Raw genomic sequence first — 15,648 nt, 5'->3', positions numbered from 1 at the left:
CCCGCGGGGGCGTCACCTGTGCCAGGGGCCCGTCACCGCGAACGTCGTGCCGGGCGTGTAGCAGTTCACGTACATCGTGCCGTGGTCCGGCGAGAACGTGACGCCCGCGAACTCGCCCCACTCGGGCTCCTGCGGGGTGCCGATGTTCTGCCGGCCGCGGGCCATCGGGTAGATCTCACCGCCGCGAGTGAGGCCGTACACGTGCTGGGCGCCGCCGCCGTCCTCGCACACCATCAGGCCGCCGGTGGGGGCCAGGCAGATGTTGTCGGGGGACTCCCCGGGCAGCTGGATGTCCGAGTCGGCGCCGAAGACGATGACCAGGGTGAGGCGGCGCCGCGCCGGGTCGTACCGCCAGATCTGGCCGAAGTGGTCGCCCGCCGAACCCGCGGAGCTGTGGGCGAAGGACGACACGAAGTAGACGGACGAGCCGCCCCAGTAGCAGCCCTCCAGCTTCTGCGCGTGCGTGATGCCCTTCTTGCCGAAGTCCTGGAAGCGGATGGCGGTCTGGGCGGCGAGCGGGTCGGGGACGTCGACCCACTCGATGTGCTCGAAGGTCGCGCCCGTCTCCTGTATCGAGGACAGGTCCGGCACGCCGGGCACCCGCATCGCCTGCAGCCTGCCGCCCGCGCGCAGCGCACCGCGGCCGCCCTCGGGCTTCTTGGGCAGGAAGCGGTAGAACAGGCCGAAGGGCTTGTCGAACGCGTCCTCGGTCTCGTAGACGACGCCGCGCCGGGGGTCGACCGCGATCGCCTCGTGCTGGAAGCGGCCCATCGCGGTGAGCGGCACGGCGCCGGTGCGGTACGGGTCGACCGGGTCGACCTCGAAGATGAAGCCGTGGTCCTTGGTGTAGCCGTTCGTGCCGGCCTTGTCCTCGGTCTCCTCGCAGGTCAGCCAGGTGCCCCAGGGGGTCGGCCCGCCCGCGCAGTTCACGGCGGTCCCGGCGATCGCGACGCGCTCGCCCAGGACGTTGTTTCTCCGGTCGAGCGAGAGCGCCGTACAGCCGCCCTTGCCCATCGGGTCGTACGTGAGTCCCTTGACGGTCGGCACGCCGATCTTGCCGGTGACGCGGTTCTCGTGGTTGCGCACGAGATGGACGCCGCCGTCACGGCCCCGGAACGCGGCCATGCCGTCGTGGTTGCTGGGGACCTTGCCCTCGCCGGAGCGAAGGTCGTCGCCCTCGCGTGAGAGGACCTTGTAGCGGAACCCCGCGGGGAGGTCGAGCAGGCCCTTGGGGTCGGGGACGAGGGGGCCGTACCCGGCCTTCCCGTGCGCGGCGGCGGTGCCCGCGAAGAGTTCCGACAGAGCGCCGGTGAAGGCGATCCCCGCGCCCAGCGCACCGGAGCGGGCGAGAACCTGACGTCGAGTGGCAGACATGATGGGCAACCTCCTGCTGGCGGACAGGAATGTGACCGGATGTGTGTACCACGCGCCTTGGTGCACGGGAACCACGCGCGTAGCTTCCGTTTCGCGCGTCCCCCGTCGTACCACGTCGTACGTCCTGGCACCGGGAGTTACCCGGCCACGAGCCCCTTGGCGTCCCGGGCGAGCGCCGTGAGCCGCGAGATGGCGCGGAAGTACTTCTTCCGGTATCCGCCGTTCAGCATGTCCTCGCTGAAGAGCCGGTCGAAGGGCACGCCGGAGGCGAGTACCGGTACCTCTCGGTCGTACAGCCGGTCGGCGAGGACCACAAGACGCAGCGCGGTCGACTGGTCCGGCACGGGCGTCACATCGGTGAGGCAGACGGCGGTGAGGTCGTCGGTCAGCGCGCCGTACCGGCTGGGGTGGACCTTGGACAGGTGCGCGAGCAGGTGCGGGAAGTCGTCGAGCGAGGCGCCGCCGGTCGCGTACGCCGCCTTGGTGACCTGCTCCTCCGAGTACGGCGCGGGAGCCTGTGGCAGGCCGCGGTGGCGGTAGTCCTCGCCGTCGATGCGCAGCGCCTTGAAGTGGGCGGACAGGCCCTGGATCTCGCGCAGGAAGTCGGTGGCCGCGAACCGGCCCTCGCCGAGCTTGCCCGGCAGCGTGTTCGAGGTCGCGGCGAGGGCGACGCCCTGCTCGACGACCTTGCTGAGCAGGGACGACACGAGCACCGTGTCACCCGGGTCGTCGAGTTCGAACTCGTCGATGCAGAGCAGCCGGTGCTCGCTGAGGGTGCGCACGGTCTGCTGGAAGCCGAGCGCTCCGACCAGGTTCGTGAGCTCGACGAAGGTGCCGAACGCCTTCTGCTCGGGCGCGGCCGGCGTCGCGTGCCAGAGGGAGGCGAGGAGGTGGGTCTTGCCGACGCCGTACCCGCCGTCGAGGTAGATGCCGCGCGGGCCCGAGGGGGCGGCGGCCTTCTTCTGGAACCACCGCTTCTTGCCGGACCCGGAGGCGTGCGCCCCGCCGAGCCCCGCCGCGAAGCCGCTCAGGACCCGGACGGCCTCGGTCTGGCTGGGCTGATCGGGGTCCGGAATGTACGTATCGAAGCGCACCGAGTCGAAGCGCGGCGGCGGCACCATCTCGGCGACCAGGCGGTCGGCGGGGACATGGGGCTCGCGGGCGCACAGGGACTGCGGAGCCACATCGGCTATCGAGGGGTGCCCGTGGGCGGCGGTGGAGGACGACACGGTTCCCCAGCTTAAGGGGCGTGCAAGACTGCGGATATGCGACGCCTGTTCCCTGTGACCGACCAGACAGCCGACCAGACGGCCGACCGGACAGCCGACCGCGAGTGGGGACTCGACGAGCTGGCGGAGGCCTATGCGTACCCCGAGGGGGAGGCGACCTGGCTGCGCGCCAACATGGTGTCCACCCTCGACGGCGCGGCCCACCACGACGGCCGCTCCCACCCGATCTCCGGCGACACCGACATGCGGATCTTCGGCACCCTGCGGGCCCTTGCCGATGTCGTGATCGTCGGCGCGGAGACCGTCCGCAAGGAGGGCTACCGCCCGGCGAAGGCGCGGGCCGCCTTCGAGGGGCGCAGGGCGGCGGCAGGCCAGGCCTCCGCGCCCGCCGTCGCGGTCGTCAGCGCCAGTCTTGACCTGGACTTCTCGTTGCCGCTCTTCACCGCGCCCCTGACGCCCACGCTCCTGATCACCGGGGCCGCCGCGCCCGCCGACCGGATCGCCGCGGCTCAGAAGGCGGGCGCCGTCGTGGTGCTCGCGGGGGAGGGCGCGACCGTGGAACCGGAGCGGGTGGCGCCCGCCCTGGCCGAGCGGGGCCTCGCCCGGCTGCTCACGGAGGGCGGGCCCCGCCTGCTCGGCCAGTTCGTGGCCGCCGGTGCGCTGGACGAGCTCTGTCTGACGGTGTCGCCGATGCTCACCGCGGGGGACGCGCAGCGGATCGCGGGCGGGTCCGCGCTCGCGGTGCCGGACCGATTCGTACTGACGTCCGTACTGGAGGAGGCCGGGTTCCTCTTCACTCGATACCGTCGTAGCTGACAATCGGCGGAATCAGCCGTTCCGTTTGGCTTCGGCTGGGCACACTAGATCTCGCAGACCCCGTGCGGCCACGGGGCAGGATGGTTTCCGCAAGGGCCGCGGTACGGCCCACGGATGAGAAGGGCGCCTGGCGTGTTCACAAGCGTATTGATGATCGAGAAGGCCCTGACGTCCGCCGACGTTGAGTTCGTCACCACCTTGCACGGGGACGAGCCCGTCGCCTTCCACGTGCTGCTCCAGCCGAGGGGCGACCAGGCGGACCGCCTGTTGCGGGCCATCGACGACGTCGCACTCGGCGAACTGGACGAGGCGGCGCGCGAGGGCGAGACCCCGGAGGGTCACGAGGCGGTGGGCTTCGGCGTACGGGCACTGGAGGTCTCGCTGACGGCGCTGCGGGCGGTGGGCTGCACGGCACAGGGGCAGCTCATCGAGAACCACCCGCTGGACGCCCTCAAGGCCCTGGTCACCGAGGCCGACGCCGACGAGGTGATCGTCCTGACCGATCCGCATTACGTGGAAGAGTTCTTCCACCGCGACTGGGCCTCGCGGGCGCGTCACAAGGTGGGCGTGCCGGTCCTCAAGCTCTTCTCGCACAGCACGGCTGACTGACGGCGGACTAACTGCGGACCAGCCGACCACGTGTGCGGGGCCTGTCCCTCGGATCCGGCCGGGGGCGGGCCCGGCAGCCGCCCGCCGCGGAGGCAATAGGCTGGGGCCTGCTCAGACGCCGTACGGCTCGACACCGGGTCGTACGACGTATTACTCGTCGCACCACCAGGGGAGACACACGCATGGCACCCGGCCTGCCCCAGTCCATGGCCGACATGGACCGACCGCACTTCATCGGCATCGGCGGCGCCGGAATGTCGGGCATCGCGAAGATCCTGGCCCAGCGCGGCGCCGAGGTCGCGGGCAGCGACGCCCGGGAGTCCGCCACCGCCGAGGCGCTGCGCGCGCTGGGCGTCACGGTCCACATCGGGCACGACGCCGCGCACCTCGCCTCCGACGCGACCTGCGTCGTCGTCTCCTCCGCGATCCGCGCCGACAACCCCGAGCTGGCCCGCGCAGGCGAGCTCGGCATCCCCGTCGTGCACCGTTCGGACGCCCTGGCCTCCCTGATGGACGGCCTGCGCCCGATCGCCGTCGCGGGCACCCACGGCAAGACCACGACGACCTCGATGCTGGCCGTCACCCTCTCCACCCTCGGCCTCGACCCGTCGTACGCGATCGGCGGCGACCTGGACGCCCCCGGCACGAACGCGCTGCACGGCAAGGGCGACATCTTCGTCGCCGAGGCGGACGAAAGCGACCGCAGCTTCCACAAGTACACCCCCGAGGTCGCCATCGTCCTCAACGTGGAGCTCGACCACCACGCCAACTACGCGTCGATGGAGGAGATCTACGAGTCCTTCGAGATCTTCGCGGGCAAGGTCGTCCCCGGCGGCACCCTGGTCATCTCGGCGGACCAGCCGGGCGCCGTGGAGCTGACGAAGCGGCTGCGGGACCTCGGGCAGCTGAAGGTCGTCACGTACGGCGAGTCCGACACCGCGGACCTGCGCATCCACAAGATCACCGCACGGGGCCTGACCAGCGAGGTCACGGTCGTCCTCGACGGCAAGTTCCTCACGTTCCAGGTCTCGGTGCCCGGCCGCCACTACGCGAACAACGCGGTCGCGGCCCTCGCGGCAGGCATCGCGCTCGGCATCCCGTCCCGGAACCTGGCCGCCGCGCTCAAGTCGTACACCGGCGTCAAGCGCCGCCTCCAGCTCAAGGGCGAGGCCGCGGGCGTCCAGGTCATCGACTCCTACGCCCACCACCCCACCGAGATGACGGCCGACCTGGAGGCGATGCGCTCCGCCGCCGACGGCGCCCGCATCCTCGTGCTCTTCCAGCCGCACCTCTTCTCGCGCACCCAGGAACTGGGCACCGAGATGGGCCAGGCCCTGGCCCTCGCCGACTCCTCCGTCGTCCTCGACATCTACCCGGCCCGCGAGGACCCGATCCCCGGCATCACCAGCACCCTGATCATCGACGCCGCCCGTGCGGCCGGTGCCGAGGTGACCGCCGCGTCCGACAAGGCGGCGGCCGTGCGGCTGATCGCGGGAATGGCGAAGCCCGGCGATCTCGTTCTCACCATGGGAGCGGGCGACGTCACGGACCTCGGCCCGCAGATCCTGGCCGAGCTGTCGAAATAAAGGGGATGTCACCCATGTCGTACGACGTCGAGAAGCCCGACGAGCAGTGGCGCGCGGAGCTGACCCCCTCGGAGTACGCGGTACTGCGCGGGGCCGGCACGGAACCGGCCTTCGTCGGTGAGTACACGGACACCAAGACCAAGGGCGTCTACTCCTGCCGCGCGTGCGGCGCGGAGCTGTTCACCTCGTCGGAGAAGTTCGAGTCGCACTGCGGCTGGCCGAGCTTCTTCGACCCGAAGGACACGGACGCCGTCGAGCTGGTCGAGGACGCCTCGCACGGCATGGTGCGGACCGAGGTGCGCTGCGCACGCTGCGGCTCGCACCTCGGCCACGTCTTCGAGGGCGAGGGCTACCCCACCCCCACGGACCAGCGGTACTGCATCAACAGCATCTCGCTGCGCCTCGCGGCGGACGAGGGCTGAGAGCCCGTGTCAGGGGCGCCGGGCGGCATCCTTCCGGTGCCGCCCGGCGCCCCGGCCGCGCGCTAGAAGGTCAGCTTCCAGCTGTTGATGTAGCCCGTGTCCTGGGCCGCCACGTCCTGGACGCGGAGCTTCCAGGCGCCGTTGGCCGTCTCGCTGGACGCGTTGACCGTGTACGTCGCGATCACGTTGTCCGCCGAGTCGTTGCCGCTGGAGTCCTTCAGGCGGTACGCCGTGCCGTCGGGCGCGAGCAGGTCCACGACCACGTCACCGCGCCAGGTGTGCCGGATGTCCACGTCCACCTTGAGGGTGGCGGGGGCGTTGCCGGTGCGGCCCGCCACGTTCACCGTCGAGGTCACCGCCGCGCCGTTGTCCGGGATGGCGACGTCCGTGGTGTTCTCGTACGTGTCGCCGGGCGGGACCGTGCCGCCCGCGCCGAGGGTCCAGATCGCGTGCGCGATGGCGTCGCTGTTGCGGTCGAGGGCGGTGTCGTTGATGTTCGACGTGGTGTCGCAGGACGAGTGGTAGCAGCGGTCGAAGGCCTGGCCCGCCGTACCGCCCCACTTCTGGGCCTGCGCACTGGACTTGGCGCGCTCGGCGCCGCTGAACAGGCCGCCGACCGGGATGCCCGCGCTGTCGAACGGCGCGTGGTCGGAGCGCCCGTCGCCCTCGGTCTCGATCTCGGTCGGGACGTTCAGGCCCGCGTAGTAGTCCTTGAACGTCTTCTCGATGGTGGGGTCGTCGTCGTAGACGAAGTAGCCCGGGTTCGGCGAGGCGATCATGTCGAAGTTCAGATAGCCGCTGATCTTCGAACGGTCCGCGGACGGCAGGTTGTTGACGTAGTACCGGGAGCCGACCATGCCCAGCTCCTCGGCGCCCCACCAGGCGAACCGCAGGTGCTTGTCCGGTTTGAGCTGGGCGCGGGAGACGGCGAGCGCGGTCTCCAGGATGCCGGCCGAGCCCGAGCCGTTGTCGTTGATGCCGGGGCCGGCCGAGACGCTGTCGAGGTGCGATCCCGCCATCAGGACCTTGCTCTCGTCGCCGCCCGGCCAGTCGGCTATCAGGTTGTAGCCGGTGGCGCCTTGGGACGTGAACTGCTGGATACGGGTGGTGAATCCGGCCGCGTCCAGCTTGCCCTTCACATAGTCGAGGGAGGCCTTGTAGCCGGGGCGTCCGTGGGCGCGGTTGCCACCGTTGGCCGAGGCTATGGACTGGAGCTGCGAGAGGTGCGCCTTGACGTTGGCGAGCGGGATGTCGGGCGCCGCAAGGGTGGGCGAAGGGGCGGCGGGCGAGGCGAGGGCCGTGGGTGCGGCGGAGGCGATGAGGCCGGCCGCGGCGAGCACGGCCACGCCGGCGCCGGCCCGTCTGAGAGAGCGGGGCAGGGCGGGTCTGGAGAGCAACATGTGGGGCTCCGGATTCCGAACGGTGAGAGGGACGGAACGTGCGAGGCGCCCTGCGACGCGGGTGTCGCGGGGCGCCTTTGGAGCTGTGCGTTGCCTGATGTTGAGGGCGGGACGACCCCGAGTCAAGAGGGGAAACCGGTCTCAATGCGGTCAGCCACGTTCGTTCAGCGGACGGTTCTCCGCCGGCCCCGCCGCGTCAGAAGAAGACTCCGCACCTCAGCAGCACATTCGCGTACGGCCGCGCCTCACCGGTCCTGACCACCAGGCGAGCGGATGCCGAGCGGCGCTTGAGTTCCTCGTGAGGGACGAGACCGAGCGCGGGAAGGCTCTCCCGCAGCAGCCGCGCCGCCGCCGGATTCGCCTCCCGCACCTCCTCCGCCGCCGTGCCGCCCTCCACCACCAGCTCGTCCAGGAGACCGTCGAGGACCTCCGCGAACGAGGGAACCCCGGCGCGGAACGCCAGATCCACCACGCGCGGCCCCGCCGGGACCGGCATGCCCGCGTCGCAGACGAGCACGGTGTCGCCGTGCCCCAACTCGGCGAGCGCGCCCGCGAGATGGCGGTTCAGGATGCCCGACTTCTTCACGGGGACGAAACCTCCGGGGCGGTCGCCGCGAGCTCCGCGGCCGTCGGGTAGGAGTCCTGCGCCCCCTTGCGGGTGACCGCGGCCGCCCCCACCCGTACCGCGTACGCGGCCGCCGTCGGCAGGTCCTCGCCGAGGCCGAGGCGCCAGCCGAGCGCCGCCGTGAAGGCGTCGCCCGCGCCCGTCGTGTCCACCGCGTCGACCTTCGGGCTCGGGACCCGTACGACGTCGGAGCCGTCCGAGGTGAGCGCGCCCTCGGCGCCCAGCGTGATCACCACCGAGCGGGGGCCGAGCGCGAGCAGCCCGCGCGCCCACTCCTCGGGGGCGTCGCCCGCGTCGTCGCCGAGAATGACGCGGGCCTCGTGCTCGTTGACCACCAGCGGGTCGCAGGCGGACAGGACCTCGGCGGGCAGCCGGGCCGGCGGCGAGGGGTTCAGGACGAAGCGGGCGCCGGGCCGCAGCGCGCGGACGACCTCGGCGACCGTGTCCAGGGGGATCTCCAGCTGGCTTGAGACCACCCGCGCCGCCGCGAGCAGACTGCCCGCGGCGCGGATGTCCTCGGGGGTCAGACGGGCGTTGGCGCCGGGGGAGACCACGATGCTGTTGTCGCCCGACGGGTCGACCGTGATCAGCGCGACGCCGGTGGGCGCGCCGCCCACCAGCACGCCGACGGTGTCCACGCCCGCGGCGCGCTGCGCGTCAAGGAGGAGGTTGCCGTGGGCGTCGTCGCCGACCCGGGCGAGCAGCGCGGCACGGGCGCCGAGGCGAGCGGCGGCGACCGCCTGGTTGCCGCCCTTGCCGCCCGGATGGACGGCCAGGTCGGAGCCGAGGACCGTCTCGCCCGGCGCGGGGCGCCGCTCCACGCCGACCACCAGATCGGCGTTGGCGGAGCCCACGACAAGGAGTTCGTAGTCGTCGTTCATGTGCTGATTCCTGCTTTCGTACGGTACGGAGACGGCGGTCGTGCGGGCCGTGTTCGCGGCGACTTCGCGGCGACGGTCACGAGAAATTGTCGACGTTCTTCGACGTGACGACCTTCACCGGCACCTTCACCGTCTCCTGGACCCGCTTGCCCTGCGCGGCCCGCACCGCGTTGCGCACCGCGATCCTCCCGAGCTCCCCCGGCTGCTGCGCCACGGACGCGTACAGCGTGCCCGACTCGACCGCCTTGAGACCGTCCGGGGTGCCGTCGAAGCCGACCACCGGCACGGACTTGCCCGCCTTGTCGCCGAGCGCCTTGACCGCGCCGAGCGCCATCTCGTCGTTCTCGGCGAAGACGCCGTTCACGCCCTTGTGGGACTGGAGCAGGTTCGTCATGACGTCCAGACCCTTCGTGCGGTCGAAGTCCGCGGGCTGCTCGGCGACGACGTCGATCCCCGGGTACGCCTTGATGCCCGCGGCGAAGCCCTGCCCGCGCTCGCGGCTCGCGGAGGTGCCGGGCGTGCCCTGCAGGACGACGATCTTGCCCTTGCCGCCGAGCTTCTCGGCCAGCGTCTTCGCCGCCAGCTTGCCGCCCGCGATGTTGTCGGAGGCGACCAGCGCCGCGGTCTCTGCCTTGTTCACCCCGCGGTCCGCGGCGATCACCGGGATGTCCTGCTTGTTGGCGCCGCGCACGGCGGGGCCCGCGGCGTCGGAGTCCACCGGGTTCACGATGATCGACTTCACGCCCTCGCCGGTGAAGTTCTGCAGCTGGTTGCTCTGCTGGGAGGCGTCGTTCTGCGCGTCGGTGACCGTCAGGTCGATGCCCGCCTTCTCGGCCTCGGCCTGCGCGCCCTCCTTCATCTGGACGAAGAAGGGGTTGTTGAGCGTGGAAAGCGACATGCCGACCTTCGTCGAGGTGCCGGACGAGCCCGAGTTGAAGAAGGAGACCGCGCCGACCACCGCCGCCACGACCACGGCGGCGACCGCGTACTTCACCGCTTGCGGCCCCTTGCCGCGCAGGCCCCCGGCGGCGCCGGACGAGGCCCCGGGCGTCGCGCCCGCCTTGCGCCGCAGCGTGTCGAGGAGGACCGCCAGCGCGATGACGACACCGATCACGACCTGCTGCCAGAAGGCCGACACGGAGAGGAGGTTGAGGCCGTTGCGCAGCACCGCGAGGATCAGCGCGCCGATCAGCGTGCCGGACGCCTTGCCGACCCCGCCCGCCAGGCTCGCGCCGCCGATGACGACCGCGGCGATGGCGTCGAGCTCGTAACCCTGGGCGGCCTGCGGCTGCGCGGAGACCAGGCGGGAGGCGAGCACGATGCCCGCGACGGCCGCGAAGAGACCGGCGAGCGCGTAGATCACGATCTTCTGGCGCTTGACGCGCAGCCCGGAAAGGCGCGCCGCCTCCTCGTTGCCGCCGATCGCGTACATGGACCGGCCGATGAACGTGCGCCCGAGGACGAGCGCCGTCACCAGACCCATCACGATCATCACGATCACCGGGACGGGCAGCCAGCCGCCGACGGTGTCACCGAGGTGGGAGACCGAGTCGGGGAACGCGATCGGGCTGCCCTGCGAGATCACCAGGGAGAGGCCGCGGGCCACCGACAGCATCGCGAGCGTCGCGATGAACGGCGGGAGCTTCCCGTACGAGACGAGCAGCCCGTTGACGAATCCGCAGGCTATGCCGGTGGCGACGGCGAACACGACCGCCAGCCACACCGGCAGGCCCTGCGAGGTCGCCGACCAGGCGAGGACGGTGGCCGACAGCGCGGCCACCGAGCCGACCGACAGGTCGATGCCCGCCGAGACGATCACGAAGGTGACGCCGAACGCCAGGATCGCGGTCACGGCGGCCTGCACGCCGACGTTGAGCAGGTTCTGGGTGGTGAGGAAGTCGCCCGAGAGCAGCGACATCGCCACGACCAGGACGATCAGTGCGCTGAGCGCGCCGTTGTCGAGCAGGACGCGGCGGAGCGAGGCCGCGCCACCCGCGTCGCGCTTCAGGGTTTCAGTGGCCACGGGTGCCCTCCGCTGTCGTGTCGTCCGCGTTCGGTGCCGCTTGGTCTGTTCGGTCTGTTCGGTCTGCTTGGTCTGCGTGTTTTGAGTGGTCCGCTTGTCCTGCGGTGCTGCTGACGGCGAGTGCCATCACCGCGTCCTGGGTGGCCTCCTGGGCCGTGAGCTCACCGGCGATCCGGCCCTGCGCCATGACGAGGACCCGGTCGCTCATGCCGAGCACCTCCGGCAGATCGCTGGAGATCATCAGGACCGCGTGCCCGGCGGCCGTCAGCTCGTTGATCAGCTGGTAGATCTCGACCTTCGCGCCCACGTCGATGCCGCGCGTCGGCTCGTCGAGGATGAGGACCTTGATGTCGGCGAGCAGCCATTTGCCGATGACGACCTTCTGCTGGTTGCCGCCCGAGAGGGTGCGGACGTGCTGGCCGAGCCCGGCCATGCGCACCCCCAGCTGCTCGGCGATCCTCGCCGCCGCACGCTGCTGCCCCTTCAGGTCCACCAGCCCGGCGCGCGTCGCCGAACGCAGCGTCACCAGGCCGAGGTTCTCCCGCACGGACGCGTCGAGGAGCAGCCCCTGCCCCTTGCGGTCCTCGGGGACCAGGCCGACGCCCGCGCCCATCGCCGCGTTCACGTCGTGCCGGGGCAGCCGCTCGCCGTGCACGTCCACGGTGCCCGCGTCGTACGGATCGGCGCCGAAGACGGCACGCGCCACCTCGGTCCGGCCCGCGCCGACGAGCCCCGCGAGACCGACGACCTCGCCCGCCCGCACCTCGAAGCTGACGTCGTGGAAGACGCCGTCGCGGGTGAGCCCCTCGACACGGAGCAACGGCGCCCCGGCGTCCGGGCGTTCGCGCGGGTACTGCTGCTCGATGCTGCGCCCCACCATCAGGCGGACGAGCTCGTCCTCGTCCGTCGACGCGGGCACCTGGGCGACGCTGCGGCCGTCGCGCAGGACGGTGACGCGGTCGCCGAGCGCGGCGATCTCTTCGAGGTGGTGGGTGATGAACACGATGCCGACGCCGTCCTCGCGCAGCGTGCGCACGATCCGGAACAGCTTGTCGACCTCTTCGGAGGTGAGGACGGCGGTGGGCTCGTCCATGATGAGCACCCGCGCGTCCAGGCTCAGCGCCTTCGCGATCTCGACCATCTGCAGCCGGGCGATGCCCAGTTCGCGCACCTTGGTACGCGGCGACACCCGGACGCCGACCCGCTGGAGCAGCTCCTCGGCGTCGGCCTCCATCTTCTTCCGGTCGACGAGACCGAAGCGGCGCGGCTGGCGCCCCAGGAAGATGTTCTCGGCGACGGTCAGGTCGGGGACGAGGTTGAACTCCTGGTAGATGGTGGCGATGCCGAGCCGCTCGGCGTCCTGCGCGCCGTGGATGCGGACCTCGCGGCCCTCGGCGAAGATCCGTCCGCTGTCGGGGCGGTAGGCGCCGGAGAGCATCTTGATGAGGGTGCTCTTGCCCGCGCCGTTCTCGCCGAGCAGGACGTGCACCTCGCCGCGGCGCAGGTCGAAGTCGACGGAGTCGAGCGCGACGACGCCGGGGAACGTCTTGCGTATCGCCTCGATGCGCAGCAACTCGTATCGGTCGCTCACCGGGTGCTCCTTCGTACGGAAGTGTCCTTGTCGGCGCCTTCACCGCAGGAGCGGCGGACGACGAGGCGGGCGGGCAGGGTCACGGACTGCGGGCGTCTGCCCTCGATCAGGTCGATCAGCGCCCGGACGGCGGCGCGGCCGAGGTCGGCGGTGGGCTGGGCGATCGCGGTGACCGGCGGGTCGGTGTGCACGAACCACGGGATGTCGTCGAAGGCCGCGAGCCCGATGTCGTGCGGGACGCGCAGGCCGTGGGCGCGGATCGCGTCGAGGGCGCCGAGCGCCATCAGGTTGTCGGCGGCGAAGACCACGTCGGGCGGCTCGGGCAGGGCGAGGAAGCGCTCGGTGGCGCGCCGCCCGCTGTCGGCCTGGAAGTCGCCCTGCCCGATGTAGGCGTCGGGCAGCGCGGTGCCGTGCTCGCGCAGCGCGTCCCGGAAGGCCTCGACGCGCTCGCTGCCGGTGGTGGTGGCGGCCGGGCCCGCGATGATGGCGAGCTTGCGGTGGCCGAGCCCGTGCAGGTGGGCGACGAGGTCGCGGACGGCCCGGCGCCCGTCGGAGCGGACGACGGGGACGTCGACGCCGGGGATCCACCGGTCCACGAAGACCATCGGGGTACCGGCGCGGACGGCGTCGAGCATGAGCGGTGAGCCGCCGTCGGTGGGGGACACGAGCAGCCCGTCGATGCGGCGGTCGAGCAGGGTCCGTACGTGGTGGTCCTGCAGCTCGGGCCGTTCGTCGGCGTTGCCGATGATCACGCTGTAGCCGAGCGCGCGGGCGGCCTCCTCGACGGACCGCGCAAGCTCGGTGAAGTATGGGTTGAGCACGTCGCTGATGACGAGCCCGAGGGTCCGGGTCTGGTCGGTGCGCAGGGACCGGGCGACGGCGTTGGGCCGGTAACCGAGCGCCTCGACGGCGGCGAGCACCCGGGCGCGGGAGGCGGGGCTCACGGAGGGGTGCTCGTTCAGCACCCGCGACACGGTGGCAACGGACACACCGGCCTCGGCCGCGACGTCCTTGATGCTCGCCGAACTCGGCGCCATCTCGGTCCACCTCCTTGTGGAATCGATTACACGGAGGATTGGAAACGATTACATGGGGGCGTGACAAGGGGTGGGCGGGGCGGAAGAGGCGAGTGAGATCTGATCGTGATGTGGCGGACTTGCGACTCGGGATGTGGCGGACATGCGACTCGTGACGTGGCGGCCCCGGAACCCGGCGGGCGGGGTGGGGCGTCGCACCGGATCAGGCACGGATGCGCCGCACCGGGCGGCGCATCCGGTGGAGAGGGGGGCGGGCATGGCATCCCGTGCGCAGGAGGAAGCCGCCGTGGTGCGCGCAGAGCTGGCGAGCGCCAATACGCAGGCTTCGGTCGTGCTTGCCGGACTCGTGGTGGCTGTGGGCTCGCTCGCGGGGCACGCCGAGGTCCTGTTCCGGCAGGCGTGGCCGGTCGTCGTGCTCGGCGCGAGCGGGGTCGGCGCGGTGGCCGCCGCCGTCTGGCTGCTGCTTGGCGTGGTGCTGCCCCGCCTCGACGCCTCGGGCCGGGGCAGCTTCCTGACGTGGGCCGCTTGCGATCCAGACGCGCTGCGCGACGCCCTCGCCGCCGACCACGAACTGGACGAACTCCGGGTTCTCTCGCGTATCGCCGTGGCCAAGTACGCGGGACTCAAGAGATCCGGACGGCTGATCAAGTCGGCCTTGGTGCTGCTGGCCGCCGCGGGGCTGCTGAGCGCGCTGTGACCGGTCGGAAACGCTTTATGCCCGCGCGGCTGCGAACGGCACCGTGAGCCAAGGGCTGTCCGGGTCCGTGGTCAGGGCGCGGTGGGCGCGGAGTACGTCCGTGTACCAGGGGCCGAACGACTCCTCGTCGAAGTGGAGGCAGCGGCCCAGGATGTAGCCCGCGGAAAACGTCTCCCAGGAGGTGTACGCGGACCGGGCGGCCTCGGAGGCGCGTTCCAGGGCCTTGAACAGCTCCGCGCGGGTGGCGTAGCGGGCGCCCGTGCCCCAGCGGGCCATCTTCGAGGCGCGGCCGATGTCCCAGGCCGCGACCGTGGTGACGTGGCCGTCGGGCGGCAGCAGTCCGTCGGCGCGGAAGCGGGCCTCGTAGCGGAGCACCTTGCCGACCAGGGCGCGCAGGTGCGCCACGAAGTCGTCCAGCTCGGCGTCCTCGCCGGGGCGGTGCGGCGCGGTGGGGCCCGACGTCTCCACCACGCGGTGCCGGAGCGCCGCTTCCACCTGGTCGCGCCAGAGCTCCGGGTCGAGGCGGGGTCCGTGGTGCCGGGTCAGCACGGCGCGGGCGTCGAGGGCGAAGTCCCAGTACCAGGGGCTGACGTCACGGGTGAGCAGCCGCTCCTGCACGGACAGCCAGTCGTCGCGGTCGTGCACGCCCCACCACTCCGCCAGGCGGTCGATCTCGTTGTGGTGGCCCGCGCCGTGCCAGTCGACGGTGTTCCAGGCGTCGCCGTTGGCGAAGCACAGGTGCGCGCCGCAGGCGAGGCCGTGCAGGAGCGGGCTGCCGGGCGCGGGCGCCCCCGTGCGGCGGGTGTCGATGCGGTTGGTCAGGTTGCCGGGGCGGTGGTGCGTGGCGTGCAGGTCCGACCAGACCTCCCGCTCGTCGTCGGTGGTCAGGAAGAACTGCTGGCACGGTGTCGCCGCGTTCACGACGAGCAGGTCGACGTCGTCGGGGCAGCCCGCGGCGAGCGAGTCCAGGGTGACGTACTCGTAGACGACGTCGGGGTGCGGGCGGGGGAGCACGCCCGCCGTGTAGACCTGCGCGACCTTCCTGCCGTCCGGCAGGTCGATGGTGAGCAACTCGCTTGCGGCGGCGTCGCGTTCGTCCTCATCGGCTGCGTCTGCTGCGTCGGCTTCGTCGAGCGGCACCGGGCGGTACAGCCCCTCGACGGCTATCGCCCGCAAGTAGCCGTACGCGTCGTCCTCCTGGCACAGCTCGTACAGATGCTCCTCAAGGTCGGCGGGCGCCTGCCAGGGGCTGCCGTCCGCCGGTGCGGGGAAGTCGGGGAAGACGTCGTCATGGAACTCGTCGTCGTGGAACTCGTCGTGCATGGATCTGGTTCTCCGCTCGGGCACCCGCGCCGGAT

General features: G+C 71.7%; 14 protein-coding genes. 5 read left to right on the top strand and 9 right to left on the bottom strand.

What is annotated here, in order from left to right:
• Positions 1-12 precede the first annotated feature (12 nt).
• Entirely contained in the window at positions 13-1,374 is a 1,362-nt protein-coding gene (locus tag ABZ953_RS18960) for an alkaline phosphatase PhoX (protein WP_361724764.1), read from the bottom strand.
• Positions 1,375-1,511: 137 nt separating this feature from the next.
• On the bottom strand, positions 1,512-2,603 hold the full coding sequence (gene zapE, locus ABZ953_RS18955; protein WP_361724761.1) for a cell division protein ZapE: 1,092 nt from the start codon (positions 2,601-2,603) through the stop codon (positions 1,512-1,514).
• A 36-nt stretch (positions 2,604-2,639) separates the two neighbouring features.
• Between zapE and ABZ953_RS18950 the strand changes: the two genes are divergently transcribed.
• From ABZ953_RS18950 to msrB, 4 genes are all read left to right on the top strand, one after another.
• Positions 2,640-3,419: a pyrimidine reductase family protein gene (locus ABZ953_RS18950; protein WP_361724758.1), complete on the top strand. Its 780-nt coding sequence runs from the start codon at positions 2,640-2,642 to the stop codon at positions 3,417-3,419.
• A 132-nt stretch (positions 3,420-3,551) separates the two neighbouring features.
• Positions 3,552-4,028, top strand: a complete 477-nt coding sequence (locus tag ABZ953_RS18945; protein ID WP_361724755.1) for an indole-3-glycerol phosphate synthase — start codon at positions 3,552-3,554, stop codon at positions 4,026-4,028.
• A 182-nt stretch (positions 4,029-4,210) separates the two neighbouring features.
• Positions 4,211-5,614: a UDP-N-acetylmuramate--L-alanine ligase gene (gene murC, locus ABZ953_RS18940; RefSeq protein ID WP_361724752.1), complete on the top strand. Its 1,404-nt coding sequence runs from the start codon at positions 4,211-4,213 to the stop codon at positions 5,612-5,614.
• 14 nt (positions 5,615-5,628) lie between these two features.
• Positions 5,629-6,036, top strand: coding sequence for a peptide-methionine (R)-S-oxide reductase MsrB (gene msrB / locus ABZ953_RS18935; RefSeq protein ID WP_361724749.1), 408 nt, complete (start codon positions 5,629-5,631; stop codon positions 6,034-6,036).
• Between the two features lie 62 nt (positions 6,037-6,098).
• Here msrB and ABZ953_RS18930 read toward each other — a convergent pair whose 3' ends face one another.
• The 6 genes from ABZ953_RS18930 to ABZ953_RS18905 form a co-directional block, all read right to left on the bottom strand.
• Positions 6,099-7,436 (bottom strand): M28 family metallopeptidase, encoded by a 1,338-nt coding sequence (locus ABZ953_RS18930; protein WP_361724746.1) that lies wholly within the window; start codon positions 7,434-7,436, stop codon positions 6,099-6,101.
• 196 nt (positions 7,437-7,632) lie between these two features.
• Positions 7,633-8,022 carry a D-ribose pyranase gene (rbsD, locus tag ABZ953_RS18925; RefSeq protein WP_361724743.1) on the bottom strand — a complete coding sequence of 130 codons (390 nt, stop codon included), beginning with the start codon at positions 8,020-8,022 and terminating at the stop codon, positions 7,633-7,635.
• Positions 8,019-8,942 (bottom strand): ribokinase, encoded by a 924-nt coding sequence (locus ABZ953_RS18920; protein ID WP_361724740.1) that lies wholly within the window; start codon positions 8,940-8,942, stop codon positions 8,019-8,021. Before ABZ953_RS18920 ends, rbsD begins: the two co-directional genes overlap by 4 nt.
• 76 nt (positions 8,943-9,018) lie before the next feature.
• Positions 9,019-10,965, bottom strand: coding sequence for a substrate-binding domain-containing protein (locus ABZ953_RS18915; RefSeq protein WP_361724737.1), 1,947 nt, complete (start codon positions 10,963-10,965; stop codon positions 9,019-9,021).
• Positions 10,955-12,556 carry a sugar ABC transporter ATP-binding protein gene (locus ABZ953_RS18910; RefSeq protein ID WP_361724734.1) on the bottom strand — a complete coding sequence of 534 codons (1,602 nt, stop codon included), beginning with the start codon at positions 12,554-12,556 and terminating at the stop codon, positions 10,955-10,957. Before ABZ953_RS18910 ends, ABZ953_RS18915 begins: the two co-directional genes overlap by 11 nt.
• Positions 12,553-13,593: a LacI family DNA-binding transcriptional regulator gene (locus ABZ953_RS18905; RefSeq protein ID WP_361724731.1), complete on the bottom strand. Its 1,041-nt coding sequence runs from the start codon at positions 13,591-13,593 to the stop codon at positions 12,553-12,555. The genes ABZ953_RS18910 and ABZ953_RS18905 overlap by 4 nt, the downstream gene beginning before the upstream one ends.
• A gap of 256 nt (positions 13,594-13,849) precedes the next feature.
• Between ABZ953_RS18905 and ABZ953_RS18900 the strand changes: the two genes are divergently transcribed.
• Positions 13,850-14,290: a Pycsar system effector family protein gene (locus ABZ953_RS18900; RefSeq protein ID WP_361724728.1), complete on the top strand. Its 441-nt coding sequence runs from the start codon at positions 13,850-13,852 to the stop codon at positions 14,288-14,290.
• 15 nt (positions 14,291-14,305) lie between these two features.
• Here ABZ953_RS18900 and ABZ953_RS18895 read toward each other — a convergent pair whose 3' ends face one another.
• Positions 14,306-15,613, bottom strand: coding sequence for a DUF1266 domain-containing protein (locus ABZ953_RS18895; protein WP_361724725.1), 1,308 nt, complete (start codon positions 15,611-15,613; stop codon positions 14,306-14,308).
• Between the last annotated feature and the right edge of the window lie 35 nt (positions 15,614-15,648).

Source organism: Streptomyces sp. NPDC046465, assembly GCF_040646035.1.
Lineage (GTDB): Bacteria > Actinomycetota > Actinomycetes > Streptomycetales > Streptomycetaceae > Streptomyces.
This window is presented reverse-complemented; position numbering and strand designations above follow the sequence as displayed.